Consider the following 25,973-nt stretch of genomic DNA (forward strand, 5'->3'; position numbering starts at 1 on the left):
AGGGAGCAGACGACATGCCTGCATTGCAATTTAACGATAACGAAATCATCGACGTCATCGATCGCGTAGTAGACCGGACCTTCCGGATGGACTTTAGTTGGGATTGGCCCGGCGGAGTAGCGTTCTACGGGGTGTGCGAAGCTTATGCGGCAACGGGTAAAGCGGAATATCTCGACAGGCTTAAAGCTTGGGTCGACGAAAATATGGAGGAAGGCCTGCCTAAGTTGTCCGTAAACGGCGTATCGATCGGGCATTCGCTGCTCACTTTATACGAGGTTACGAAGGACGAGCGCTATATCGAAACGGCGAAAGAAATGGCAGAGTATTTGACGCATGAAGCGGTGCGGTTCGGGGATGGCATTTTCCAGCATACCGTGAATTCCGAGACGTACAATTTCCCGGAGCAAGCTTGGGTAGACACGATGTTCATGGCGGGTTATTTTCTTCTGCGGATCGGCAAGCTGTTGAACCGGGAGGATTACTTCGCGGACGGTCTGCGCCAATATCACGGACATGAGAACGTGCTGCAGGATTCTCGCACGAACCTATACTATCATGGCTGGGACAATATAGCGGGGAACCATATGTCGGGCATTCACTGGGCCAGGGGGAATTCGTGGGCGGCGCTAACGATGGCGCGGGCGCTCGACATCGTACCGGTCGATCTTCCGAACTTCATGGTCATCGAAGGTTCGTTGCGCGACCAATTGAGCGCGCTGGTAAGGCTGCAGGACGAGTCGGGGTTATGGCATACGATACTGGACGATCCGTCTTCTCCGCTGGAGACTTCGGGGTCGGCGGGAATCGCCGCCGCGCTTCTGACGAAAGGGCGTCTGTACAACAAATATACGCAGCGTTCCATCGACGGAATTGTGGCGCGGATAACGGAAGACGGAACGGTGACCGGGGTTTCGGCGGGCACGGCCGTCATGAAGGACGCGGCTGGCTACAGGGGCGTTCCGGACAAGAGAATCCAAGGTTGGGGACAAGGGTTGACGCTGGCCTTCCTGTCCGACGTACTGAACGTTCGCAAAAATCCATATTGAGTTTTAGGGGCGCGTTCCCGAGCGTAACCAGCTTGGCGGCGCGTCTTTGCCGTACGGCGGTTGCCGCCGGTTGCCAACCGTTGTCATTTGGGAGCATAATGAACGGTAGAGGTGAGGCGAATGCTGCGGATAATGGCGGTAACGGAACAACAGGAGATGTTGGCGGATGTTCCCCTGCATAGCCTGATGAATAGCGATATCAAATGGTTCTGGGTCGATTTCGATTGCCCGACGGACGAGGAAATGCACTTGCTGGACAGTTATTTTCATTTCCACCCGCTCGCTATCGAGGATTGCATGCATCTTCTTCAACGGCCCAAAGTGGACCATTACGAGGAGACTAACTTTTTCGTCTTGCATGCTCTTCATCCCGAGACCCTTAAAGCGGAAGAGGTGGATTTTTTCCTCGGACCGCGCGGCATCGTGACGGTGCACTTGACTCCGTCGCAAGAAGTGGACGAAGCATGGCGCAGGATGCAAGATTCGAACTTCCGCAAAAACAGGGATCATAACTATGTCGCTTATTTGATCGTGGACAAGTTGGTCGATAATTATTTTCCGACCTTATATAAGATCGAGGATCAATTGAACGAGCTGGAGGATCAAGGGGAAAATAGAGCCAATATTCAGGAGATGACCGAGCAGATCTACGATATTCGTTCCGATCTTCTGCGAATAAGGCGTACCGTTATTCCGATGAGGGATTTGCTGTATCGGATCATCAACTCGGAGAAGATTCCCGGCGTGAAAGGGCAGCTCGCTTATTTTACGGATATTTACGACCATTTGTTGAAGCTGACGGAGATGATCGAGTCGAACCGCGAGATGACGGCGGATCTCAGGGACAGCTATGATTCGTTGCGGTCCAACCGGATGAACGCCATCATGAAAACGTTGACGGTCATTACGACGATCTTCATGCCGCTCACTTTCATTGCCGGCGTATATGGCATGAACTTCGTGAATATGCCGGAGACGCAATGGAACGCGGGGTATTTCATCGTCATTGGGGTTATGGTCGTTCTGGGATTCGGGATGTATTTGTGGTTTAAGCGTAAAGGGTGGTTCGACTAATGAATCTGAAATGTTTATGTGAAATAAGCTTACGTAAAAAATGAATTTTGTTTCCTTTTCCTGATCAACAGCCGAATTTATGTTATATTATATAACATAAATTCGGCTGTTTGGATTAGGGAGGGACCGGGGATGCGGGACGAAGCTAAATTGGATCGTGTAATTAAAGGAGGAAACGTCGTGTTACAGGGCGGTGTCCGCATCGCGGATATCGCCATTCAGGCCGGGGTAATCGTCGATATCGGTCCCGATATTCAGACGCCTACTAGACAGACTATAGATGCGCAAGGATTGTACGTGATGGCGGGAGTCGTGGACGCGCACGTTCATCTCAACGAACCGGGGCTGGGCGAGTGGGAAGGATTCGAGAGCGGCTCGGCGGCGCTGGCGGCCGGGGGCTGCACGACTTTTTTCGATATGCCTTCTAACGGGCCGCCGCCGACGTTAACGGTAGAAGCGATGAATCGGAAGCTGCAAACGGCTAACCGGACGGGCAGCTACGTGGACTACGCCTTATGGGGAGGTCTGGTCCCGGACAATCTGGACGATCTGGAAGCTTTGGCGGATGCGGGAGTGATCGGGTTCAAAGCGTTCATGTCCGCTCCGGGCGATAAGGGGGAAGGCTGTTATAAGGAAGTCGACGATATCGTCTTGTTCGAAGGCATGAAAATTATCGCGGGCAAAAAGAAAGTGCTTGCCGTGCACGCGGAGAGCGAAGAGATTATCGCGGCCTTGTCCGAGAAATTCGATGGCCGCAAGAAGAGGAGCGTGCGCGACTTTCTCGAGTCCAGGCCGCTGGCGGCGGAATTGGACGCGGTGCGCCGAGTGCTCTTGTTCGCGGAACGGACGGAGTGTCCGCTGCATTTGGTGCATATCAGCAGCCCTCAGGCCGTCGATATGATTTGGGAAGCGAAAATGAACGGCGTTAACGTAACGGTAGAAACATGTCCTCATTATCTGATGTTCACGGACGACGATCTGGAGAGGCTCGGTCCGCTCGCCAAGTGCGCCCCGCCGATTCGCGGTTTAAGAGAACGCGAAGGGCTATGGACTAGATTGGCGGAAGGCAAGATCGATCTGATCGCTTCGGATCATTCGCCCTGTCCGCCTTCGATGAAGCTAAACGCCGACGAGGATTACTTCGCGATCTGGGGCGGGATCGCAGGCGCGCAAAGCACGTTGGAATTGATGTTCGACGAAGGCCATCTCGAAAGGGGGCTTCCTCTGCCCCTGTTGTCCAAGCTGCTGTCCGAAGCGCCGGCCAGAAGGTTCGGCTTGTTTCCCCGAAAGGGCAGGTTGGCGGTCGGAGCCGATGCCGATATCGTCCTCGTGCATCCCGATTCCCCTTATGTGCTTGAGCGGGAGCATCTGCAATACCGGCATCGGCAAAGCGTGTACGCGGGAAGGAGCTTTCGCAGTCGGGTAGTGATGACCATGAGCAGGGGGAAAACGGTTTATACGAAGGAAGAGGGTATCGGAGCTTCGCGGGACGGGGAGTGGCAACGCGCGAAGAGAGGATCTCCCCGGTCCTTGTTCGGAACCTGAGGGAGATCCTCTCTCCTTCGGACTAATTGTAATATATGTCATCCTGATTTTCGGCTTCGGGCCCTTCTTGTTCGGCGGGTATATCGGTGTAGTATGCCGCGTCGGCCTGGCTGGCCTGGCTTTCTTCTTGTTCCTCTTCGATGTCTTCATATTGGTTAGGGGTATAATCGGATTCTTGATCGCCCATGTAGAAAGCGTCGGGAGTTCCGTTTTGCTGCTCGGCTTCCGATTCGGGAGCCGTTTCTTCCGGTCTCTTGTTGATTTCGGAAGGGATTAAATTTTGACCATCGGGGTTATTGGCGCTTTTGCTTAACAATTCCTGCAGAACGGAGTTTTTCTTGGCGTGGTTCTTGCGCATCTTCTCTTCCGCTCTATCCGGTTTATGGTCGGCATATCCTAGCAGCTCGAGAGCGGAGGCTTGCATGTTCTGGGTGCCCCCTTTGCCGACGAATTCGACGCCGAGCTGCTCGGGCTTAACCTTGTTTTTCTCTAATTGCTGGACGGTCTGGATCATCTGCTTGGAGCCGGGCTGGTAATGGCCGCTCGTGTCCGACAGAAGCTCCACTTGCCCGTCTCGGACTTGCAGTTCGCCTGCGCCGGCAACGGCATCGCCTGCATGGAAGCTGGAATGGTGGAACCGATCCTGCATGCCGAGTCCTTGATCGAGGGCGGATTGGCCGCGGTCTTCGTTTTCTTTGATCGCATCCGCCGAATGGAATTGTCCGTCCTTGTCCATCGTGAAAATATGGCGATCCGGTTTCGAGCCTCTGAATGCCGCTTTTCTGGCCCCGATCGTGTTAAGCTCGCTGCCGTCCGAGGCGTTCGTCATCAGCCCTTGATCGTTGAACCCGCGCGCGTAAGGCGCTCTCTGCTCCTCGTTCTCGGCATAGAACGTCTGAGAGGGCAATTTGGTATTCATTCTATCGTTCGGACCGATGATGTCTTGTCTATCGAACTTGGGCATGGAAGGGAGCATCGATTTCAAGGCGAATGCATTGGCGCCCTGTGCGTTCGAGGCTTGCGGGTTAAGGGAAGGAGGCGGCGGTATGCTATCGTCGTATCCGTTGGAAGGCGCGCGAGACGGCGGGACCGACGTATCTATGTAGTCAGGCGTTTCGGGCGGGTTCAATCCCGGACTGCTGCTCGATCCGATGCTCGGCTGCTCTCCATCGTAATAGACGGAAGGGATCGGGGATTGGTTAGCCGTTTCTAAGTAATAAGGAGTTTCGGGAGCGGTATCCATTCCTTGAAGCACGGCTTGGTTACCGATCGATTGCTGCAAGTCCGCCATTGGATCCTGCCGCGGTTGCCTATGCGCGCCGATCATCGGGGTCCTTGCGGGGCCGGGCGGTCTTTGGGCGCCTATGAACGGCGCGCGGCCGCCGGAAATCGCGTTGCTGCGTGATCTTGTCATGGAAATCGTCTCCATTATTCAAAGTTACTTCCATCGTACGATCTTTCGACTTTTAACGCAACGAAATTCTGTCAAAAGCGCTAAGGTCGACGATTCTCGAAATCTTGCGTAGAATAGAGTCAAGTTATAGAGAGACGTGGATAGGGAGTGTTGAGCAATGGCGATAAAAGCGGTTGTGTTCGACTTTGACGGAACGCTGATGGATACGGAGACTTGCGCGTACGACGCTTACTGCGGAATCTACGCGGAGTACGGCTTGCGATTTCCGCTCGAGGCTTGGGCCGCGGGCATAGGGACGAAGGGATACGTTTACGATCCGTTCGCGGAATTGGAAAGATTGACGGGAGCTCCGGTAGACCGGAATGCGATGAACGCGCGCTATCAAGAGGCTCATGCGGCTAACGTCGAGCGGGCGACGCTGTTTCCGGGCGTGTTGGAGCGATTAGAGGAAGCGCGTAGGTTGGGCTTGTCGATCGGACTTGCTTCGAGCTCGGACCGGGCTTGGATCGAACGTCATTTGGGGCGTCAAGGGATCAGGGACTATTTCCGCACGGTCCGGACTTGCGACGACGTGGAACGGGTGAAACCCGACCCGGCGTTGTACAGATTAGCCATAGGGGATCTCGGGGTAGAGCCCCAAGAGGCGTTCGCGATCGAGGATTCATTTAACGGTCTTAGGGCGGCCAAGGCCGCGGGGCTCTATGGCGTGGCCATACCGAATACGGTGACGGCCAAGATGGATTTCGCGGAAGCGGATTTGATCCTGAAAAGTCTGGAGCAACAATCGTTGGAGGACATCATTCGTCTATTGGAGCAGGATAAATAAGTTGCGCGAAACAAAAGGGATAGAGCATCGGAAGCGTTCCGATGCTCTATCCCTTGTCTAGTTGACGGCAACATTATGATTTAGCCGTAACGGCTGCAAGGATAAACAGCACTCCCACGATTTTTGCGGCTTTTTTATTTGAACTCATTTTTTATCCCCTTCCCCATAAAAGAATACGTCTTCCAACGGTAAGTTGAAAGCGTGGGCAATGCGAAAAGCCAGTTCCAGAGAGGGGGAGTAGTTTCCCTTTTCGAGAGCCACGATGGTTTGCCTTGTTACGCCCACCTTGTCTGCCAATTGCTGCTGAGTCATTTCATCATGGTCGAATCGTAATTTGCGGATATGATTGCCGACAAGATGTTTTCCCATCCTACACTCCTCTTCTATAGTGATAAAGTTTGCTGACGGAGCCGGTCACGTCCGAAAGGAATCCTGAAGCGATCAGGATGACGAACATCACCTGCGACGGCTGATCGATAACGAGCGAACCCATGGCAAGAAGAAAGCCCAGGACAAACACGAAAAAAGAGTTCCGGAACGCTTTCAAGTCGATGAGTTTATCCAGTTCATCCGCGAATGCGGGTTCCTTTTCTCCGGTCGTGATTCGAAAGACGATGTTAAAAATAATGCTGATGAGGATGTGCGCGACGATTGAAATCAAAGTCAGGTAGAGGACGAAGGAACCCCAAAAGCGAAAGGTTTCGGTCGACCCCGGCCCCCCCTCGGGATATTGCGGGTACATGTACAAGCAAAAAGATACGAAGATGAGAATAGCGCTGATCAACGATACGATGCTTTTCTTTTCTTGATAAGTCATGGTTCACGCCCTTTGTGCGTTTATTTTTACATGAAGTAAAGTTTTATATTCATAATGTAATAAAAACCATTCATGATGTCAAGTTTTCTTTACATCATATTTTTGAAGAAACAAGTTAAACAAAAAAAGAGGCGAAGAACCGTGGAAGTTGCTCGCACGGTTCTTCGCCTGTCGGGTTTTAAGATCTCTAATTTCTCTACCTAATGAGACCTCGATTGATTTTACGGTGACGGCTAGCGATTTGCTTGAATTGTTCTTCTTGCGCCTGATCCGCGAAGCGGTCTCTTGGAATGATCCAGAATTGTCTCTTATCCAAGAACAAATAATAGAACTTGTCCGTTGCCCACACTTTCGTCACGGTAGACCAAGCGGCGTCGGAATGGAGATCTTCCGAATGGAGCCGAATTTGTTCGTCGCCGACGGATAAGGTGAACGGCTTGTTATACCTGGCGTCGCTCATGAACTTGGCGGGCTGCAGGTAACAAGAGGTTACGTACGAGAAGCCAAGCACCAGCAATACGAAGAAAGCGATCCATAACAGCTTTTGATTGGAAGTTTGGCTATACATAATGATCTCCAGCAGGACGATCGCTAGCCCGAGTACGTTGGAGATCCAGAATCTAAGCGAGTTATGATGGTAACCGCGGATGGCTTTGCCCATATATTCGTTGTACTTATACGTGATGTCTATCAATTTGATACTCCTCCTTATTCTAATGAAGCGGCGTTCTTGCTATCTATTCCAATGAGGACTTCGCGGTTTGCAACGCTTGAATGATCCGTTCAAGCTCATCGCGGTCGTCGATGAACAATGAGACGTATTTCGGACGGTAACCGCTGCTCGCGAGCTCGATGTGCACCTGTTTTTTGTCGGAATCGGCGCTGATATCGATATTTTCGGTCGAATAGATCATTTGATTGGCCAAAAAGAAAACCCTCCATGAATAGAATAAACAAACTATACCACAACTTAGGCCGGATTGGGCATTCGCGAAGCTTCTAAAATGGATACCGTACAACTGCGTCAAGTAATGGCGGAAAAGGTACGTACAAGTGAAATCCTGTGGTATACTGTCATTAAACATTTTGACAGGGTTCGTGTGAAGAGGAGGTGCCCCCATTGAGTGCTCAATCGCCGAAATATTTGCAGCTTAAGGAAGAGATTTTGTCATGGATCGCAAGCGGAAAATATCGTCCGGGGGACAAACTGCCTTCGGAGAACGAATTGGCGGAACAATATTCATTGAGCCGCCAGACGGTGCGCCAATCGATCGGAGAGCTTGTTACGGAAGGGTGGCTTGCCCGCGAACAGGGTAAAGGAACGTTCGTGAGCAGGCAATCCCCCGAGCGCCGCAGCGCTTCCGGGAATCGTACGGTAGGCGTCATAACGACCTCTATATCCGACTATATTTTTCCCTCCATCGTCCGGGGGATCGAAGCGACATTGAAGGAAAAAGGCTATCGCATGCTGTTGTCCAGCACGGATCACCGCAAGGATCGGGAGCGGGAGTGTTTGGAAATGATGCTGAGCCACTCGGTATGCGCGCTTATCGTCGAACCGACGAAGAGCGCCGAAGGCAATCCGAATTTCGATAACTATTTGGCCATCGAAGATCACGGCATTCCTATGGTGATGATTAACGAGTCCTATCCCGATATGGAGTTTCCGAGCGTGCGAGTGGATGACGACGCGGGCGGCTTCATGGCCGCGAGCTACGTGATCGGGCTTGGACACCGGAGAGTCGCGGGATTTTTCAAAACGGACGATCTGCAAGGCGTGCGAAGGATGAAAGGGTTTATCCGCGCCTGCCGGGAACATCATATTCCGTCCGAAGCAAGCATGATCGTACGCTATTCGACCGAGGATAAAGGGGAGCACCCGCATCGGATGCTGCGCGAGATGCTTATGTCCGACCAGAGTCCTACGGCTCTCGTGTGCTATAACGATCAACTGGCCATTTCGTTGCTAGACACCGTTAGGGAGATCGGTTTGCGGGTACCGGAAGATCTATCGATTATCGGTTACGACGATTCGTTCCTAGCGACGGCTACGGAAATTAAATTAACGACGATAGAGCATCCTAAATCGGGTCTCGGGGAGCAAGCGGCAAATCTTCTCATCGCGCAAATGGAGAAGGGTACCGCTCCGCCGAACGAAGAAATGCTGTATCCTCCTAAGTTGATCGTTCGTCAATCGACGATGGAAATCCAGTAACGATTACTATCGACACACCTGTACGTACAAGTGTATAATGAGATCAGTTATTAAGGGCATTAGAATCGTTAATATCTTGATCTATGTAAGGAAAGGGAGTGTTTCACTTGTTGGAACAACTTAAGAAAATCGTATGTCAAGCCAATGCGGAGCTGCCGAAATACGGTTTAGTGACTTTTACTTGGGGCAACGTAAGCGGCTTCGATCGAGAGTCCGGCCTTATGGTTATCAAGCCGAGCGGCGTGCCTTACGAGGAACTGCAGCCGGAGCAGATGGTCGTCGTCGATCTGGACGGCAACGTGGTGGAAGGGACGATGCGTCCTTCGTCGGATACCCCGACGCATCTCGTGCTTTACCGTTCTTTTCCGAACGTCGGCGGCATCGTTCATACGCACTCGCCGTGGGCGACGATCTGGTCGCAGGCGGGTCAAGGAATCCCGGCGCTCGGAACGACTCAAGCCGATTATTTCTACGGAACGATTCCGTGCACTCGGCCGATGACGAACGCGGAGATCGAAGGAGCATACGAAGCGGAGACAGGCAACGTCATCGTGGAAACGTTCCATGGGATCAATCCGGATCGGGTTCCGGGCGTGCTCGTGAACAGCCATGCTCCGTTCGCTTGGGGCAAGGATGCCATGGATGCGTTGCATAACGCGGTAGTGCTTGAGGAAGTCGCGAAGATGGCTTATCACACCAGACAGTTAAACGCCGGAATTCCGTCGATGAATCAAACGCTGCTGGACAAACATTATTTGCGCAAGCATGGCGCGAACGCTTATTACGGGCAACCGGGCGATTCGAAGCACTAAAGCTTCTGAATCGTTAGACCGATATCATTCATTCCTTCGAGGAGGCAAATCATGAGCCAAAAATACGCTATCGGCGTTGATTACGGTACCCAATCGGGACGCGCGGTTCTCGTCGACCTGTCCAACGGACACGAAATCGCGGATCACGTTACCCCTTATCCTCACGGAGTTATCGACGAAATATTGCCTACGTCGGGCCAAGCGTTGGAGAACGATTGGGCGTTGCAGCATCCCGACGATTATTTGGAGGTGCTTCGTCGGTCCATTCCCGCGGTTCTGAAGCAATCCGGTATCGATCCATCCGACGTGATCGGGCTAGGGATCGACTTTACGGCTTGCACGATGCTGCCGGTCGATGAGCAAGGCGTCCCTCTCTGCTTCAAGCCGGAGTGGAAGGATAACCCTCACGGCTGGGTGAAGTTATGGAAACATCACGCGGCGCAAGACGAGGCGGATCGCTTGAACGCGATCGCGGCGGAACGCGGGGAGAAATTCCTTCCGCGTTATGGCGGTAAGATTTCTTCGGAATGGATGATCGCGAAAGTATGGCAGATCGTGAACGAAGCTCCGGAAGTATACGAAGCAACCGATCTGTTCACGGAAGCAACGGACTGGGTTATCTCTCAGTTGACCGGCAATTTCGTGCGCAATAGCTGTACGGCAGGATACAAGTCCATCTGGCACAAGCAAGACGGTTACCCGAGCAAAGAGTTCTTCAAAGCGCTGGACCCTCGTTTGGAAAACTTGACGGAAACGAAGCTGCGCGGAGAGATCATGCCGCTCGGAACGAAGTCGGGCGAGCTGACGGAAGCGATGGCGAAGCTAACCGGCCTAAATGCGGGTACGGCAATCGCGGTCGGCAACGTGGACGCGCATGCCGCGGTTCCGGCTGTCGGCGTCGTGACGCCGGGCAAGCTCGTTATGGCTATGGGAACTTCGATCTGCCACATGCTGCTCGGAGAGAAAGAAGTAGAAGTGGAAGGCATGTGCGGAGTGGTCGAAGACGGAATCATTCCGGGTTATCTCGGGTACGAAGCCGGACAGTCCGCGGTAGGAGATATTTTCGAATGGTTCGTTGAAGAAGCGGTGCCTGCATACGTGAAGGAAGCGGCGGACAAAGACGGCGTCGGCGTTCACCAATGGCTGACCGAGCGGGCGGAAGCTTACAAGCCTGGAGAAACGGGCTTGCTGGCGTTGGATTGGTGGAATGGCAATCGCTCCGTGCTCGTAGATACGAATCTGACCGGCGTAATCGTCGGGTACAGCTTGCTGACCAAGCCGGAGGAAGTGTATCGTACGTTGCTGGAGGCGACGGCTTTCGGTACGCGCAAGATCATCGACGCGTTCCATAACAACGGCGTTCCGGTAGACGAAGTCTACGCTTGCGGCGGATTGCCGCAACGCAACCGGCTATTGATGCAAATCTACGCGGACGTTACGAACCGCGAGATCAAAATCGCCGATTCCAAGCAGACGCCCGCGATCGGAGCGGCGATGTTCGGCGCGGTCGCGGCGGGAAGCGCCAAAGGCGGCTACGACAGTGTCGTGGACGCGGCCAAAGCGATGGCTCGCGTGCGCGAGGAGACGTTCAAGCCGATTCCGGCCAACGTTGCCGTGTACGAGAAGCTCTATCAAGAATACAGCACGCTGCACGATTATTTCGGCCGCGGCGCCAACGACGTCATGAAGCGTTTGAAATCGCTGAAGGATGACGCGTCGCATTAATCGGCGAGCTTTGATAAAAACTGCCCCATGAACAGCTTATGGGGCAGTTTTTATATTCGTATAGAAAAAATATCGATATTAATTTGTAGTTTTTAGGTAAGAACCTTTGCTCCTAAGTGACTCGGATTCTGGAAATAAGCGCGTGTGGTGGTACTATTTCATTTTCTAATTAGTTGTTCAGCCTCGCAGCCGTAAGTTAGTAACGGCGCAGTTGCCTTAATTCGGAAAAATGAACACCATGTGTGAGAATAGTGCGGCTTAACCGCCTTATCATACTCTCGCAGAATGCGATCGGATTGGTCAGTTCCATGAATCGCAGGTTAGTTAGGCTGCTCGCCGGTTACGGCGTTTGTTTTGTTTTCTCATCCCGGTTTTTGTATGATACGAATAGACAGATGGAAAACAAAGGAAGGGGCTTGTCCGTTTGCGTCGTTCTATGGTGTGGAAAATCGCGGCCGCTATCCTCATAGTGGCTGCCCTGCTATGGTTTGATCTTAAATATTTGAAGTTGAACCCGGAGTCGATTCGAACGTGGGTGCTGTCGTTCGGATGGGTGGCTCCGGTTCTTTATATTGCGATGTATATCGCGCGTCCGTTTATCCTATTCCCGGCTTCGGTCTTATCCATGGCGGGAGGGTTGGCGTTCGGAACGTGGTTGGGCATGGTGTATACGTTGGTCGGAGCGGTTACAGGAGCGGTTCTGTCCTTTCTGCTGGCGAGGAAAATAGGAGGCAGCTTTTTTCGGGGGAAAGAGGATCCGAGGCTGGAAAAGATAGAACGGGCTATGGAGAGGAAAGGATTCATGATGGTGCTGTTGCTGCGGATCGCTCCTTTCGTCCCGTTCGATTTGGTCAGTTACGCGGCGGGCGTAGCCCGCGTGCCTTTGCGGGCGTTTCTTCCCGCGACGATCATCGGAACGTTGCCGGGAACTTTCGCTTATAACTTCCTAGGTTCCAGTCTAACCAAAGGGAGCTGGCAGCAATTCGCGATTGCCGGATGCGTGTTCGCCGTTGCTCTATCCGTCCCATTCCTGTTCCGCCGCAAGGTGGAACAGGAGATGGAAGGGAATTGAACGGTCAGAGAGGAAGCGGAACTGCACCCGTGAATGAAAGGAAAAGCTCAAGGCCGACGATGCTTCCGGGCTCAGCGGGAAAGTTCAGAAGCGTCTGCGGGATCACTCGCCCATTGTAGCGAAGACGTACCGTCGTTGTTCCGAAGATTGGAATTCCGGCAACGCTGCGGATGAAGCCGGCCGGTCCGAAGCCGACTAAGCCGGTGGACTCCAATGCTTGGCGGATCGTGATTCCCGGAAAGAACGGGATGAAGTTCGTAAAGTTGATTCTAGGGAACGCCGCTCCTCCGGTGATTCTTACCGTTATGAAGGCAGGCGGAATCGGGAACGGTCCAGGTCCCGGGAAAGGCGGTGGCGGGAACGGTCCAGGTCCCGGGAAAGGCGGAGGCGGAGGCGGGAACGGTCCGGGTCCAGGTCCGGGTCCGGGAACGGCGGAGGCGGGAAACCCGGACCTCCAGGTCCGCCGGGACCGCCCGGTCCGGGGAACATACCGCCGCCCGGACCCCCGGGTCCGCCGGGATCGCCCGGTCCGGGGAACATACCGCCACCCGGACCCCCGGGTCCGCCGGGGCCGCCCGGTCCGGGGAACATACCGCCACCCGGACCTCCGGGTCCGCCGGGACCGCCCGGTCCGGGGAACATACCGCCACCCGGACCTCCGGGTCCGCCGAGACCGCCCGGTCCGGGGAACATCCCGCCGCCCGGACCCCCGGGTCCGCCGAACAAGCCGCCTCCTTGCCCTCCAAACAAGCCTCCTAGCAACCCTCTTTGTTGCTCTTTCGGGAAAACCCACCATGGAATTTGCCGAGTCTGGTAGGCCGGTTGTTCCTCGTTCTGATGCAAATGCACAACGTCGTCTTTGGGCGACTCTTTTTTATTGGATTTGCCGGATACGGCTTTAAGTTGAGGTTGCGCGGACTGACGGGATGAGAGCTTCGCTTTCGGATCAGCGGGAGCTTTGCGCAATTGCGGCTTCGCATCCGTCGACCGTAGTTTCGACATCGTTGTTCCTCCTTTGCCCATGGGCGTTTGACGATTAATGCAGGATATGCGCCCACCCTCATTCAGGTACCATATTCTCCTGGGTACCCGAAACGCGAAGTTAAAAAAACGAAAAAAATGTGCTCTTTTGTGAAAAGACGGAAGTTGGCTCCCCCACTATGATAAAAGTGGGAAAGCTACTGAACAGGAATTCCGGCCGACCCGCCGCGAAGGAGGTTTCTTGCGATGAAAAAACAGCTCTTATTAATCGTCTATGGATTGGTTACGGGCTTATTCGCATTGTTTTTCTGGTACTTCGGCTTTCGCGAGGATAATCGGGACGAGTGGAACGAGAATCCGATCGGCCTGATGGGAAGCATGGAAGAGAAATACGTGATGGTCACCTTTCAATCCGGGTTGGATTATTGGAAGAGCATCATGAAGGGATTCGAGGATGCCGCGCAGGTGCTGAACGTTTCCGTGGAATTCCGGGGAGCTTCCCAGTATGACGCGAACGAAGAAATTACGGTCTTGGAACAGGTCATCGCCATGAAGCCTGCGGGCATTGCCGTCACGGCGATTAATCCGGAAGCGTTGGTAGGAACGATCGACAAGGCGATTAAGGCGGGCATTCCCGTCGTGCTGTTCGATTCCGATTCGCCGAGCAGCAAGGCTTATTCTTTTTTGGGGACGGACAATTACGGCGCGGGGGCCCAAGCGGCGCGCGAACTTGGCAGGCTGCTGTCCGGACAAGGGAAAGCAGCCGTAGTTACCCAGCCTAATCAATTGAACCACGAGGAGAGAACCAAAGGATTTACCGAAACGTTAAAGCAAGAGTTTCCGGCCATCCAAGTCGTACGAATCGCGGACGGAAGAGGAAAGATTCAAGAGTCGGAGAAAGTTGCCAAAGCCATCTTGCGGCAATATCCGGACCTGGACGGGTTCTTCGCGACGCAAGCGAACGGAGGAGTCGGGATCGGGAAAGCTCTTAAGGAATCGGGGGTGGCGAAAAGCAAAGTCGTCATCGGATTCGATACCGACAAAGGAACGCTGGATTTGGTCAAGGACGGAACGATTAACGCGACGATCGCGCAGGGAACATGGAATATGGGTTACTGGTCATTGCTCGAACTGTTTCACCAGCATCACGACCTGGTCCAACCTAACAGCGAAGATATATACGGCGCCCATCCGCTCCCGTCTTTCATCGATACCGGCGTGACGATCGTAACTCAAGACAACGTGGACAACTATTACGCCAAATAGGGGGAGCGGGGGAGGTTCGCGTATGCATTCTTATGACAATCGGGAAGGCCGTTCGTTTTTTGGAGGGTTGCTGCCGAAAAACTTACCTATCCGATACAAATTGCTCGTGCACTTTTTGCTGATTACGATTTTACCGTCATTGGTATTGGGCGTTCTGACCGACTGGGTCGTCAACCGGATCATCGAAAGGCAAATGAACGAGAACACGCTGCAGTTAATTTCCAAGGTCAATCGTTCGATCGAATTTTATGTCGGGAACGTACAGAATACGACTTATCTGATCTCCTTTAATCCGCAAGTCCGCGGTTTTCTCGACGAGGAGAAACCCGATCAGGCGAACCGGGACGAAGCATTGGAATTCATGAGAGGATTTTCGACGCTTCAGACGGAGATCGCGGGCATTATGGTCGTGAACTCTCATGGGGAATATCTAAGCAACGATATGTATTCGCGTTCTTCGGCCAAAGATCTGACGTTGGAGCCGTGGTATCAGGAAGCGGTCGCGGGCAAGGGGATTTTCCAAGTCATCGGGCATCCTTACGGGCGCAACGTGACGACTCACGCGAATTATAAGGATAATGAAGTCGTGTCCGCCGTGAGAGCGATCCTTGATCCGGATACGCAGAAAGTGTTGGGCGTCGTGCTGATCGATTTGAAATTGAGGGTTATCGTAGAGGCGGCGCAAGATATCCAATTAGGAAAAACCGGACTGCTGATGGTCATGGACGAGAAGGGGGAGTCCGTATACGTGCCTAAGCAGCTGGGGTTTCAATCCATTCCTTTAATGTGGTTGAAAGGACAAGCATCCGGACAATTCGTCGAGACGGTCAACGGAAGGGAACTGCAGTTTATTTTCCGCAAATCCTCCTTTACCAATTGGTCGACGATCGGGGTATTCTCCACGGAAGAGGCTGCTCCCGAAGTCCGTCAAATCCGGTTATACGTCGGGACTTTCGTCTTTGTCGTTTGTTTATTGGGAATAACGGCCTCATTTGCTTTGTCCCACGGGATTTCGCGACCTATTCACCGGTTGATGGCCTTTATGCAACGCGCGGAGTCCGGGGATTTGACGACCCGTTATTGGGGCGACGGGAGAGACGAAGTCGGAATGCTGGGGCGCAGCTACAATAGCATGCTGACCAAAATCAACGAATTGCTCCAGCTGACGGAGAAACAGGAAAAGCAGAAGAGGGAGGCCGAACTGCGTATTCTTCAAGCGCAAATCAAACCTCATTTCCTGTACAACACGTTGGATACGATCCATTGGATGGCCCGCAAGCAGGGAGCGGAGGACGTCTCGGAAATGGTGGAAGCCTTGTCGAAGCTGTTCCGAATCGGCCTGAGCAAGGGGAACGAGTTCATCCCGCTGGCGGAGGAGTTCGATCATATTCGCAGCTATTTGCAAATTCAGAAGCTTCGCTACAAAGATAAGTTGCAATACTCTCTTGAGCTCGATCCCGACATCGCGCATATCCCCGTATTGAAGATCATTCTGCAGCCCATAGTGGAAAACGCGATCTACCATGGGATCAAGGAACGTCGGGGACCGGGCAACATTACCGTAAAAGGAACGCTTAGGAAAGATCGGATTCGCCTGTCCGTAAGCGACGACGGAGTGGGCATCCCGGAAGAGACTTTGCTCCGGATGCGAGAACGAATGAACGATCCGAGAATTACCCAGATGGAAACCTCGGGTTCCGGATACGGGCTTGCCAACGTGCAAGCGCGATTGAAATTAACCTACGGTACGGACGATTGCGGAATCACGATCGAAAGCGAACGGGGAATCGGAACTACCGTATCGCTGATCTATCCGATCCATGCGGAGGAGGGGTAGCCATGGCTTTATCGAAGATTAATTCCTGGAAGGTCCTGATTGCCGACGATGAACCGATCATTCGCGAGGGCCTTCGGGAAGCCGTTGATTGGCAAGCTATAGGGTTGGAGGTCGTAGCGGAGGCGGAGGATGGCGAAGAAGCGCTGGAACTGGCGATCAAGCATCAAGTCGACGTCATGCTCGTCGATCTCAACATGCCGATCAAGAATGGCTTAATGCTTATCCAGGAAGCCAAGCAGTTGCTTCCTTCGTGCCGGATCGTGATCGTATCCGGGCACGACGAGTTCAATTACGCCCAACAAGCCGTCCATTTCGGGGTGGATGAATATATCCTGAAACCGGCCAATCCCGGACACCTGACCGAGGTGCTGAGCAGGATCGCCGGTCAACTGGAACAAACCAAAGCTCAGGAGAAGCATTTCGAGCAAGCTTCCCGCCAAATCCGTAAAAACATTCCGCTGCTCAGGGAGAGATTTTGCAACGAATGGATCGAGGAGGCGGTCAACGAGAAGGAAGTTCAGGAGCAATTGCGGTTTCTTGATTTGCCGGATACGCCTCCTTCCCTATTCGGAATCGTCCGCTGGCCTGAGATCGATCTGGGTCAATCCGTTCGCTCGGAACGGGATCGCCAGCTTATGCTGTTCGCGATCGAGAACATCGCCGAGGAGATCATTTCTCCCTACGCGCAAGTTTTGTTTCGGGATCCGCTTGGATTTATTTGCGTTATCGTCTGGAATACGACGGACGCGTCTTTGTTCGCGGCGATCGAGCAAGCCGTAACCCAATACCTCAAACTGCAGATCGTCGCTCAAGGCGAACCGGTCGAGCAAGGGTTCGACGGCGTGGCCGCGGCCTATCGCAAAGCCAAGAGCGGCGTCTACAAGGAAGCTTCCATATCTCCGCTCGTGCGAAGGGCAAGGCAGTATTTGCGCGACCATTACGCCGATAAGGAGCTTTCCTTGGAAGGAACGGCTAACGCCATCGGGGTGTCGTCCGTCTACTTAAGCCGCTTATTCAAGCAGGAGCTCGGAATTACTTTCGTCACGCTGGTGACCCAGCTTCGCATATCCAAATCGGTTCAACTGCTTAGCTCGACCAATCGCAGCATCGCGGATATCGCCGAAGCCGTCGGATACGACTCGCAGCACTATTTCAGCACGGCGTTCAAAAAAACGGTAGGCGTATCCCCTATCCGTTATCGTAAAGGCGAAGCTTTCGAAGAAGAGTGAGGGCGAATCGAACGAAATTTGGACATTTTTCGGGGCGAATATTGTTATCGTAGGGGGATACGGATATCATGTAAGAAGAGATTTCGTATCGATTGTTTATGAAGGGGCTGCTGTAACCTATGAAATCCGGAGTGACTATGCGAGATATCGCGGATAAGCTGGGAATCAGCGTAGTTACCGTCTCTAAAGCGCTTAGCGACAAAGAAGGCGTCGGCGAAGAATTGAAGCGCAAAATCAAGGAACTGGCCAGCGAAATGGGATATCGAATGAATGTCATGGCCAAAGCGATGAAGGAAGGATATACCTATAACATAGGGATCATCGTTGCCGAACGTTTCACGGGCGTATCTCCGTCCTTCTATCAACAATTTCACCAGCATATCGTCAAATCGCTGGAGGAATACCGCTATTCCGCGATCCTTCATATCTTGTCCGCCCAGGACGAAGAGCAGTTCGTCATGCCTTGGATATATCAGGAGAAGAAGGTAGACGGATTCATCATTTTGGGCCATATCCACAAAAGTTATATCGAGATGCTCCACCAGGCCGATACTCCGGTCGTGTTTCTGGACTTTTACACGGATCAAGAGCGAATGGACACCGTCATCACCGATAATTTCTATGCCATGTACGAAATGACGAATTACCTAATCAACTGCGGACATCGAAAAATCGCGTTTGTAGGAAATCTTTATTCTACCAGCAGCATACAGGATCGTTTCTTGGGCTATTACAAATCGTTGCTAGAACATAACCTCAAATTGGATGAACGGTATATTATTAACGATCGGGACGAGAGAGGTCGTTTTATCGACATTCAGTTGCCCGACGAAATGCCGACGGCATTCGTATGCAACTGCGACCAAGTCGCTTATGAACTCATGATTGTACTAAAAGCCAACGGTTATAAGATTCCGGACGATTGCTCGGTTGTCGGTTTCGACAATGATATTTTCTCGACTCTATGCGAGCCGAAATTAACGACCGTCGAGGTTAATATGCCTGAAATGGCAAGAGTGGCCGCGAAGTTCATGATCAAAAAGGTGACGAATAAGAGCTCGAGTTTCGGAAGGGTGCTCATAAAAGGGAAAATCATTCGCAGGGAATCCGTCAAAAAATTGTAAGAACGCTTTGATTCGTAAGAGATCCGGACGCATCCGGCTCTCTTTTTTTTTGTTATTTATTGACATTGAAACGCTTTCATTTTACAATTAGTTTTGTTAGCTTAACGATAACCTAAATTATTGCTAACTTCTTGTTTAGTCGTAAAGCTAATTACTGAGTTCCCGAAGCTCAAGCGGCCATCTACAAAGGGATATGGGAGGTGAGCGAGTCTTCTACCCAAAGGAATGTAAGTGCTTACAATGCGGTGGCTTCATTGGATTGCGGTAAGTTACGGATTTACATTTCTAGTAATGGAGGGTTAATGATGTTATTGAACAAATCGACAAACCGATTTATGGCTTTGATGTTGGCGCTGGCCTTGGGATTAAGCCTAGCTGCCCTTTCGGTCGGCAGCGGCAGAGCCTCTGCCGCACCGGTTCCCGGCTTCTACGTAAGCGGCACGACGCTATACGAAGCTAACGGAACTCCGTTCGTCATGAGAGGCGTGAACCATGCGCATACTTGGTACAAGAACGATTTGGCCGCGGCGATTCCCGCAATCAAGGCAACAGGCGCCAATACCGTTAGAATCGTTCTCTCCAATGGCGGCCAATGGACAAGAGACGATATCGCTTCCGTGCAAAATATTCTCGCTTTATGCAATCAATATAAACTTATCGCCATGCTGGAGGTGCACGATGCGACGGGATCCGATTCTACGTCTACTTTGCAGGCGGCGGTCGACTACTGGATCAGCATCAAGGACGCGTTGATCGGCAAAGAAGACAGAGTGATCATCAACATCGCCAACGAATGGTACGGCACATGGGACGGTCCGGCGTGGGCTAACGCCTACAAGACGATGATCCCTCAACTCCGCAATGCCGGGTTAACCCACGCCCTCGTCGTGGATGCGGCGGGATGGGGCCAGTATCCGGCATCCATTCATAACTACGGGCAAGAAGTACTGGCATCGGATACGCTCGGCGACACCGTATTCTCCATACACATGTACGAATACGCCGGAGGGAATGCCGCAACGGTCAAGGCCAACATCGACGGCGCATTGAATAAAGGGCTTGCCGTTATTGTCGGAGAATTCGGGTACCAGCATACGAGCGGCGACGTAGACGAAGCTACGATCATGAGTTATTCCCAGCAAAAAGGAGTAGGTTGGCTGGCATGGTCGTGGTACGGCAATGGCTCGAGCGTGGCTTACTTGGACTTGGCGACAGGTCCGGCAGGCACTCTTACGACTTGGGGGAATACGGTTGTCAACGGTCCGAACGGCATTGCGGCCACGAGCGTTCAAGCAACCGTATTCGGCAACGGAGGTACCGTGCCTTCCGCGCCTGCGGGCTTGACGGCAACGGCCGGCAACGCGCAGGCGACTTTGAACTGGACGGCGTCCAGCGGCGCAACGAGCTATACGGTGAAACGTGCAACGACGAGCGGCGGACCTTACACGATCGTAGCGACCGGCGTTACGGCGACGAGCTACACGAATACCGGCTTGACGAACGGTACGACTTATTACTATGTCGTCAGCGCATCCAACGCCGCGGGAGCAAGCCCGAACTCCTCGCAAGCAAGCGCGACGCCGAGCGCGGGAACCCCGATTCCCGCAGCTCCGACCGGACTAACGGCCACGGCCGGCAACGCGCAAGCGTCGCTGAGTTGGACGGCATCGAGCGGCGCAACGAGCTACACGGTGAAACGCGCCGCGACAAGCGGCGGACCTTACGCGGACGTGGCGACCGGCGTAACATCGACTAGCTATACGAACACCGGTCTGACGAACGGCACGACGTACTACTACGTCGTCAGCGCGACGAATTCCGCCGGAACGAGCGCGAACTCGTCGCAGGCGAGCGCGACGCCTAGCAATGGCGGCGGAACGGGCAACCTCGTCGTTCAGTACAAAGCCCAGAACTCAAGCCCGACCGATAACACCATCTCCCCGTTCTTCAACATTAAGAATAACGGAACTTCGGCGGTCAACCTAAGCACGCTGAAACTCCGCTACTACTTTACGAAAGACGGCAACCAGGCGCTGAACTTCTGGACCGACTGGGCGCAGGTAGGCTCATCGAACGTGCAAGGCACGTTCGTCAATGCGTCGGGAACCGGCACGGACACCTACGTGGAAATTTCTTTCGCGTCGGGGGCGGGTTCGATCGCGGCAGGCGGACAATCAGGAGAGATCCAGACTCGCTTCGCGAAATCCGACTGGGCGAATTTCAACGAAACCGGAGATTATTCGTTCGACGCGACTAAGAATACCGCTTATGCCGATTGGAGCCGCGTGACGCTCTATCAGAACGGCACGCTCGTATGGGGGACGGAGCCGTAACGACTAAACGACTAGACGACTGGATTTTCCGTAAATCTATATCCGAAGAGGGTTGCGACAGGTCGCCGAAGAGGGACTTGCCGCAGCTCTCTTTTTTTGCGTTTTTTTCTAAAAAACAAAGGTTTTGTTTTTTGAAAAAAGTTGTCCGATTCGTCGAAAGACCCCTATAGCATCCCCATGATAAATTCTTAATAGTCAAAGACGAAAGGGGAGCTTTACTTGAAAAAATATTCGGTTATCGCGCTTATGCTAGCATTCGTTCTCGTACTGGCGGCATGCGGCGGCAAAAACAACAACGAGGGCGGCAATGCTCCGGCTAGCGGCAGCGCATCCGCCGGCGCCAAAGCGGCAGACGGAGACAAAGGAACGATCGGGATCGCCATGCCGACGAAATCCTCCGAGCGTTGGGTTAACGACGGAGCGAACATGGTTAAAGAATTCGAAGCGTTAGGCTACGATACGGATCTTCAATACGGAGAAGACGTGATCGAAAACCAAGTGTCCCAAATCGAGAACATGATTACCAAAGGCGTTAAGCTGCTTGTTATCGCATCCATTGACGGCGAAGCTTTAACCGACGTTCTGCAAAAAGCGGCGGATGCCAATATTCCGGTTATCGCTTATGACCGACTGATCAAGAAATCCGAACACGTCAGCTACTACGCGACTTTCGACAACTTCAAGGTAGGGGTGCTGCAAGCCTCTTATCTCGAAGAGAAGCTTGGCCTCAAAGAAGGCAAAGGCCCTTTCAATATCGAACTGTTCGCGGGTTCGCCGGATGACAACAACGCTTACTTCTTCTTCGACGGCGCGATGAGCGTGTTGAAGCCTTATATCGACAGCGGCAAGCTGGTCGTCAAAAGCGGCCAAACGAAGTTCGACCAAGTCGCGACATTGCGTTGGGACGGCGGCGTAGCTCAGTCCCGCATGGACAATTTGTTGTCCGCCAACTATTCTTCCGCCAACATCGATGCCATCTTGTCGCCTTACGACGGGATCACGATCGGTATCCTTTCTTCGCTTAAAGGAGTAGGCTACGGTTCCGCCGACAAACCTTTGCCGATTACATCCGGCCAAGACGCGGAGCTTGCGTCGATTAAATCGATCATTGCCGGAGAGCAAACTTCGACCGTGTTCAAAGACACCCGCGAGCTTGCCAAAGTAACGGTAAACATGGCGGTCGCCGTATTGGCCGGCAATAAGCCGGAAGTTAACGACGAGAAAACCTACGACAACGGCGTGAAGGTCGTTCCTTCTTACTTGCTCGTTCCGGTTTCCGTCGATGCTTCCAACTACAAAGAAGTGCTGGTCGACTCCGGGTACTTCTCCGAAGACGATTTGAAATAAGTTCGTAACCGCTAATCCGAATGATTTAGTGACGGTCGGGATTCGGCCGTCGCTAAATCATTTCTAATTTCAAACGAGGACCGGGTGATGAAATGGCAGACTATATCTTGGAAATGCGTAACATAACCAAGACGTTCCCCGGCGTCAAAGCGCTAGCGGATGTCAACCTGAAAGTCAAAGAAGGCGAAGTTCACGCTCTATGCGGCGAGAACGGAGCCGGTAAATCCACTTTAATGAAAGTGCTAAGCGGCGTTTACCCCCATGGATCGTACGAAGGGGATATTTTGTACAAAGATCAAGCATGCGAATTCAAAGACATCAAACAAAGCGAGAGCCTAGGTATCGTCATTATTCATCAAGAGCTTGCCCTTATACCTTATCTTTCGATCGCGGAAAATATCTTTCTCGGGAACGAACAAGCCAGCAGAGGCATTATCAATTGGAACGAAACGATCATTCGGACGAGAGAACTGCTGCGAACGGTCGGCTTGAACGAAAATCCGAACACGCTGATTACCAATTTGGGAGTCGGCAAGCAACAGCTTGCGGAAATCGCCAAAGCGTTATCCAAGAAGGTCAAGCTGCTCATCCTGGATGAGCCCACGGCCGCATTGAACGAAGAAGACAGCGCCAACTTGCTCAAACTGATCCTTGAGCTTAAGAAGCAAGGGATTTCGTCTATTATTATTTCTCACAAGCTGAACGAGATCGCTACTGTAGCGGATTCGATTACGATTTTACGAGACGGGAAAACGATTGAAACGTTGGACATGCGGGGCGACGAAGTGACGGAGGATCGGATCATCAAAGGGATGGTAGGCCGGGACTTAACGAATCGTTATCCCGAACGAACTCCCGAGATCGGCGAGAAGATCTTCGAGGTTAACGGTTGGAACGTCTATCATCCCCAGCATTTGGACCGCAAAGTCATCGACAACGTTCATTTTCATATTCGCAAGGGCGAGATCGTCGGCATTGCCGGATTAATGGGATCCGGACGCACGGAATTGGCCATGAGCGTATTCGGGCGCTCCTATGGCCGCAACATTAGCGGACAGATCAAGAAAGAAGGCAAAGAGATCCAACTCAAGGATATCAGCGACGCGATCGATAACGGCATAGCCTACGTGACGGAGGATCGCAAGCATTACGGCTTGATTCTGATGGATGATATCAAAAGCAATATTACGCTGGCGAACTTAAAGAAAATATCGCGCAGATCGGTCGTGAACGAGAACGAGGAAGTCGTCGTCGCGGAGACGTACCGCAAAAAAATGAATATTAAAACGCCTAGCATTTTGCAGAAAACCGGTAATTTGAGCGGCGGCAACCAGCAGAAGGTCGTGCTCAGCAAATGGATTTTTTCCGAGCCGGATATTCTTATTCTCGACGAGCCGACAAGAGGAATCGACGTCGGCGCGAAATACGAGATTTATACGATCATCAACCAACTGGCCGCGGAAGGGAAAGGCGTGTTGATCATCTCTTCCGAATTGCCGGAAATTCTCGGAATGTGCGACCGCGTCTACATCATGAGCGAGGGTCGAATGACCGGAGAAGTATTGCGAGAGAACGCCACACAAGAGACGCTCATGAAATATATGACGAAGAGCAAAGGGGAGTAACCGATGGAAGTCATGAAAAATCTGTTCAAGAACAACGTCAGGCAGTACGGCATGATCGTGGCCCTCATCCTGATCACGGTGCTGTTCCAAGTCCTGTCCGACGGGATATTGCTTAAGCCTCTGAACGTAACGAACATCCTGCAACAATACGGCTTCATTCTAATTCTTGCGATCGGGATGGTTATGGTCATCATTACGGGGCATATCGACCTGTCCGTAGGATCGATAGCCGCGTTCGTCGGGGCCGTATCCGCCATTATGATGGTAGAACACGATATGTCTTATCCTTTGGCCATCGTTTTGTCGCTCGTTATCGGAGCGCTGATCGGGGCATGGCAGGGCTTCTGGGTCGCTTACATGAAGATTCCTTCTTTTATCGTTACTTTGGCGGGGATGCTGTTGTTCCGCGGGTTAACGATGGTTATTCTGGAAGGCAAGTCGATAGCGCCGTTTCCGAAAGAGTTCCAGAAGATGAGCTCCGGATTCCTGCCGGACATCGACGGAAGCTCCTCGATCCACATTTTGACGATTATCATCGGCGTGTTCTTGTCCATCGTAACGGTCGTTCAAGAATTCAGGGATCGCCGCACGCAGCGTAAATACGAATTCGAAGTGCTGCCTTTCCCTTGGTTTATCGCCAAGCTTGTCGGAATCGTCGCGGTGATCAACTTGTTCACTTACGTGCTGGCCAAATATAAAGGGATTCCCTTTATTCTGATCATCCTGTTCGTGCTCGTAATCGTCTATAGCTTTGTCATGAAGAGAACGGTTATGGGGCGTCATACGTATGCGCTTGGCGGCAACGAAAAAGCGGCGAAGCTGTCCGGCGTTAAAACGAAAAGAGTAACTTTCTGGGTATTCGTGAACATGGGAGCTTTGGCCGCGTTATCCGGATTAATCTATGCCGCGCGCTTGAACGCGGCGACGCCGAAAGCCGGCCTCAACTTCGAGCTGGATGCCATTGCGGCCGTATTCATCGGCGGCGCTTCCGCATCCGGCGGGATCGGTACCGTTATCGGAGCGATCATCGGCGGTCTGGTCATGGCCGTCATGAACAACGGGATGTCGCTTATCGGCCTCGGAATCGATTGGCAGCAAGGGATTAAAGGTTTGGTGCTGCTGTTAGCGGTCGGCTTCGATATTTACAACAAGAACAAATCCGCGTAAGCAGCCCGAGAAAGCAAACCGAGAAGGTTACTTCAGTAGATCGCTCTCCTGTAAAGGAGGGCGATTTTTTGTGCGGCGGATCCTAGTCCCTCGCGTTGCCGCATCATTGCGTTATGCCATCACTCTATTTCACTTTAGAAGTCGAACCCTTATCAATTAGCGTTACGGTATCTACTTATCTGGAGCATATTATCAGATTAGGGGCGTTCCTCCGAAAATAGCGTTATGCCATCACTCAATTTCACTGTAAGAAGTCGAACCCTTATCAAATAGCGCTACGGTATCACCTTATCGACGGCACATCAACCCGAATCGGAGTGGCTGGGCGGGGGCTTCTAGCGATAGCATTAGAATAACGTTACACTTAGGATCCCATCGTATTCAACCACCATTCACTCATTAAAAAGTCCCTTCGTTGAAAAGAAACGGCTGCTATGAAGCATGAAGGCCAAAAAAGTGCCTTGATTGAGCAGTAGTGGCTGTTTATGAAGCACGAAGGCAAAAAAAGTGCCTTGATT

At 52.4% G+C, this 25,973-nt stretch carries 22 protein-coding genes; 16 read left to right on the forward strand and 6 right to left on the reverse strand.

The window, feature by feature from the left end:
• Positions 1 to 14 precede the first annotated feature (14 nt).
• The 3 genes from FPL14_RS19710 (at position 15) to allB (ending at position 3,665) form a co-directional block, all read left to right on the forward strand.
• Entirely contained in the window at positions 15 to 1,046 is a 1,032-nt protein-coding gene (locus FPL14_RS19710; RefSeq protein WP_182299377.1) for a glycoside hydrolase family 88/105 protein, read from the forward strand.
• Between the two features lie 120 nt (positions 1,047 to 1,166).
• The gene (gene corA, locus FPL14_RS19715; protein WP_182299378.1) at positions 1,167 to 2,120 is read left to right on the forward strand and encodes a magnesium/cobalt transporter CorA; all 954 of its coding nucleotides are present in this window, start codon (positions 1,167 to 1,169) and stop codon (positions 2,118 to 2,120) included.
• Between the two features lie 132 nt (positions 2,121 to 2,252).
• Positions 2,253 to 3,665 carry an allantoinase AllB gene (gene allB / locus FPL14_RS19720; RefSeq protein ID WP_182299379.1) on the forward strand — a complete coding sequence of 471 codons (1,413 nt, stop codon included), beginning with the start codon at positions 2,253 to 2,255 and terminating at the stop codon, positions 3,663 to 3,665.
• A 22-nt stretch (positions 3,666 to 3,687) separates the two neighbouring features.
• On the opposite strand, the gene FPL14_RS19725 is transcribed toward allB, so the two are convergent.
• The gene (locus FPL14_RS19725; RefSeq protein ID WP_182299380.1) at positions 3,688 to 5,079 is read right to left on the reverse strand and encodes a hypothetical protein; all 1,392 of its coding nucleotides are present in this window, start codon (positions 5,077 to 5,079) and stop codon (positions 3,688 to 3,690) included.
• A 157-nt stretch (positions 5,080 to 5,236) separates the two neighbouring features.
• Between FPL14_RS19725 and FPL14_RS19730 the strand changes: the two genes are divergently transcribed.
• Positions 5,237 to 5,905 carry an HAD family hydrolase gene (locus FPL14_RS19730; protein WP_182299381.1) on the forward strand — a complete coding sequence of 223 codons (669 nt, stop codon included), beginning with the start codon at positions 5,237 to 5,239 and terminating at the stop codon, positions 5,903 to 5,905.
• A gap of 144 nt (positions 5,906 to 6,049) precedes the next feature.
• Here FPL14_RS19730 and FPL14_RS19735 read toward each other — a convergent pair whose 3' ends face one another.
• The 4 genes from FPL14_RS19735 to FPL14_RS19750 form a co-directional block, all read right to left on the reverse strand.
• Positions 6,050 to 6,274 (reverse strand): helix-turn-helix transcriptional regulator, encoded by a 225-nt coding sequence (locus FPL14_RS19735; protein ID WP_182299382.1) that lies wholly within the window; start codon positions 6,272 to 6,274, stop codon positions 6,050 to 6,052.
• A gap of 1 nt (position 6,275) precedes the next feature.
• Positions 6,276 to 6,722: a hypothetical protein gene (locus FPL14_RS19740; protein ID WP_182299383.1), complete on the reverse strand. Its 447-nt coding sequence runs from the start codon at positions 6,720 to 6,722 to the stop codon at positions 6,276 to 6,278.
• Between the two features lie 196 nt (positions 6,723 to 6,918).
• Positions 6,919 to 7,416 (reverse strand): YcxB family protein, encoded by a 498-nt coding sequence (locus FPL14_RS19745; protein WP_182299384.1) that lies wholly within the window; start codon positions 7,414 to 7,416, stop codon positions 6,919 to 6,921.
• 43 nt (positions 7,417 to 7,459) lie between these two features.
• Positions 7,460 to 7,648, reverse strand: coding sequence for a hypothetical protein (locus FPL14_RS19750; protein ID WP_182299385.1), 189 nt, complete (start codon positions 7,646 to 7,648; stop codon positions 7,460 to 7,462).
• Between the two features lie 194 nt (positions 7,649 to 7,842).
• On the opposite strand from FPL14_RS19750, the gene FPL14_RS19755 reads away from it, so the two are divergent.
• From FPL14_RS19755 to FPL14_RS19770, 4 genes are all read left to right on the forward strand, one after another.
• On the forward strand, positions 7,843 to 8,937 hold the full coding sequence (locus FPL14_RS19755) for a GntR family transcriptional regulator (RefSeq protein WP_182299386.1): 1,095 nt from the start codon (positions 7,843 to 7,845) through the stop codon (positions 8,935 to 8,937).
• Positions 8,938 to 9,044: 107 nt separating this feature from the next.
• Positions 9,045 to 9,749 carry an L-ribulose-5-phosphate 4-epimerase gene (gene araD / locus FPL14_RS19760; protein ID WP_324617822.1) on the forward strand — a complete coding sequence of 235 codons (705 nt, stop codon included), beginning with the start codon at positions 9,045 to 9,047 and terminating at the stop codon, positions 9,747 to 9,749.
• Positions 9,750 to 9,800: 51 nt separating this feature from the next.
• Positions 9,801 to 11,474 carry a ribulokinase gene (locus FPL14_RS19765; RefSeq protein ID WP_182299387.1) on the forward strand — a complete coding sequence of 558 codons (1,674 nt, stop codon included), beginning with the start codon at positions 9,801 to 9,803 and terminating at the stop codon, positions 11,472 to 11,474.
• Between the two features lie 424 nt (positions 11,475 to 11,898).
• Positions 11,899 to 12,546: a TVP38/TMEM64 family protein gene (locus tag FPL14_RS19770; protein WP_182299388.1), complete on the forward strand. Its 648-nt coding sequence runs from the start codon at positions 11,899 to 11,901 to the stop codon at positions 12,544 to 12,546.
• Positions 12,547 to 12,849: 303 nt separating this feature from the next.
• On the opposite strand, the gene FPL14_RS19775 is transcribed toward FPL14_RS19770, so the two are convergent.
• Positions 12,850 to 13,548, reverse strand: coding sequence for a hypothetical protein (locus FPL14_RS19775; protein ID WP_182299389.1), 699 nt, complete (start codon positions 13,546 to 13,548; stop codon positions 12,850 to 12,852).
• Positions 13,549 to 13,773: 225 nt separating this feature from the next.
• Between FPL14_RS19775 and FPL14_RS19780 the strand changes: the two genes are divergently transcribed.
• The 8 genes from FPL14_RS19780 to mmsB all read left to right on the forward strand — a co-directional run bounded on the left by FPL14_RS19780 (position 13,774) and on the right by mmsB (position 25,455).
• Entirely contained in the window at positions 13,774 to 14,793 is a 1,020-nt protein-coding gene (locus FPL14_RS19780; protein ID WP_182299390.1) for a substrate-binding domain-containing protein, read from the forward strand.
• 22 nt (positions 14,794 to 14,815) lie between these two features.
• On the forward strand, positions 14,816 to 16,630 hold the full coding sequence (locus tag FPL14_RS19785; RefSeq protein ID WP_182299391.1) for a cache domain-containing sensor histidine kinase: 1,815 nt from the start codon (positions 14,816 to 14,818) through the stop codon (positions 16,628 to 16,630).
• Positions 16,631 to 16,632: 2 nt separating this feature from the next.
• Complete coding sequence (locus tag FPL14_RS19790) at positions 16,633 to 17,859, forward strand: response regulator transcription factor (protein WP_182299392.1); 1,227 nt, start codon at positions 16,633 to 16,635, stop codon at positions 17,857 to 17,859.
• Positions 17,860 to 17,978: 119 nt separating this feature from the next.
• Positions 17,979 to 18,983 carry a LacI family DNA-binding transcriptional regulator gene (locus FPL14_RS19795; protein ID WP_182299393.1) on the forward strand — a complete coding sequence of 335 codons (1,005 nt, stop codon included), beginning with the start codon at positions 17,979 to 17,981 and terminating at the stop codon, positions 18,981 to 18,983.
• 302 nt (positions 18,984 to 19,285) lie between these two features.
• A complete protein-coding gene (locus tag FPL14_RS19800) occupies positions 19,286 to 21,316 on the forward strand; it encodes a cellulase family glycosylhydrolase (protein WP_229263589.1) in 2,031 nt (676 codons plus the stop codon).
• Between the two features lie 219 nt (positions 21,317 to 21,535).
• Positions 21,536 to 22,663, forward strand: coding sequence for a multiple monosaccharide ABC transporter substrate-binding protein (gene chvE, locus FPL14_RS19805; protein ID WP_324617823.1), 1,128 nt, complete (start codon positions 21,536 to 21,538; stop codon positions 22,661 to 22,663).
• 92 nt (positions 22,664 to 22,755) lie between these two features.
• Positions 22,756 to 24,288: a multiple monosaccharide ABC transporter ATP-binding protein gene (mmsA, locus tag FPL14_RS19810; RefSeq protein ID WP_182299394.1), complete on the forward strand. Its 1,533-nt coding sequence runs from the start codon at positions 22,756 to 22,758 to the stop codon at positions 24,286 to 24,288.
• A gap of 3 nt (positions 24,289 to 24,291) precedes the next feature.
• Positions 24,292 to 25,455, forward strand: a complete 1,164-nt coding sequence (mmsB, locus tag FPL14_RS19815; RefSeq protein ID WP_182299395.1) for a multiple monosaccharide ABC transporter permease — start codon at positions 24,292 to 24,294, stop codon at positions 25,453 to 25,455.
• The last annotated feature ends 518 nt before the right edge of the window (positions 25,456 to 25,973 follow it).

The organism is Cohnella cholangitidis (assembly GCF_014107495.1).
Lineage (GTDB): Bacteria > Bacillota > Bacilli > Paenibacillales > Paenibacillaceae > Cohnella > Cohnella cholangitidis.

What these genes read in the sequence shown, in the direction of transcription:
- FPL14_RS19795 (WP_182299393.1), top strand. Translation starts at nt 17,979, where the DNA reads ATGAAATCCGGAGTGACTATGCGAGATATCGCGGATAAGCTGGGAATC.
- mmsB (WP_182299395.1), top strand. Translation starts at nt 24,292, where the DNA reads ATGGAAGTCATGAAAAATCTGTTCAAGAACAACGTCAGGCAGTACGGC.
- FPL14_RS19790 (WP_182299392.1), top strand. Translation starts at nt 16,633, where the DNA reads ATGGCTTTATCGAAGATTAATTCCTGGAAGGTCCTGATTGCCGACGAT.
- FPL14_RS19740 (WP_182299383.1), bottom strand. Translation starts at nt 6,722, where the DNA reads ATGACTTATCAAGAAAAGAAAAGCATCGTATCGTTGATCAGCGCTATT.
- FPL14_RS19785 (WP_182299391.1), top strand. Translation starts at nt 14,816, where the DNA reads ATGCATTCTTATGACAATCGGGAAGGCCGTTCGTTTTTTGGAGGGTTG.
- FPL14_RS19710 (WP_182299377.1), top strand. Translation starts at nt 15, where the DNA reads ATGCCTGCATTGCAATTTAACGATAACGAAATCATCGACGTCATCGAT.
- FPL14_RS19730 (WP_182299381.1), top strand. Translation starts at nt 5,237, where the DNA reads ATGGCGATAAAAGCGGTTGTGTTCGACTTTGACGGAACGCTGATGGAT.
- FPL14_RS19775 (WP_182299389.1), bottom strand. Translation starts at nt 13,548, where the DNA reads ATGTCGAAACTACGGTCGACGGATGCGAAGCCGCAATTGCGCAAAGCT.
- FPL14_RS19780 (WP_182299390.1), top strand. Translation starts at nt 13,774, where the DNA reads ATGAAAAAACAGCTCTTATTAATCGTCTATGGATTGGTTACGGGCTTA.
- FPL14_RS19725 (WP_182299380.1), bottom strand. Translation starts at nt 5,079, where the DNA reads ATGACAAGATCACGCAGCAACGCGATTTCCGGCGGCCGCGCGCCGTTC.
- FPL14_RS19735 (WP_182299382.1), bottom strand. Translation starts at nt 6,274, where the DNA reads ATGGGAAAACATCTTGTCGGCAATCATATCCGCAAATTACGATTCGAC.
- FPL14_RS19800 (WP_229263589.1), top strand. Translation starts at nt 19,286, where the DNA reads ATGATGTTATTGAACAAATCGACAAACCGATTTATGGCTTTGATGTTG.
- FPL14_RS19765 (WP_182299387.1), top strand. Translation starts at nt 9,801, where the DNA reads ATGAGCCAAAAATACGCTATCGGCGTTGATTACGGTACCCAATCGGGA.
- mmsA (WP_182299394.1), top strand. Translation starts at nt 22,756, where the DNA reads ATGGCAGACTATATCTTGGAAATGCGTAACATAACCAAGACGTTCCCC.
- corA (WP_182299378.1), top strand. Translation starts at nt 1,167, where the DNA reads ATGCTGCGGATAATGGCGGTAACGGAACAACAGGAGATGTTGGCGGAT.
- allB (WP_182299379.1), top strand. Translation starts at nt 2,253, where the DNA reads ATGCGGGACGAAGCTAAATTGGATCGTGTAATTAAAGGAGGAAACGTC.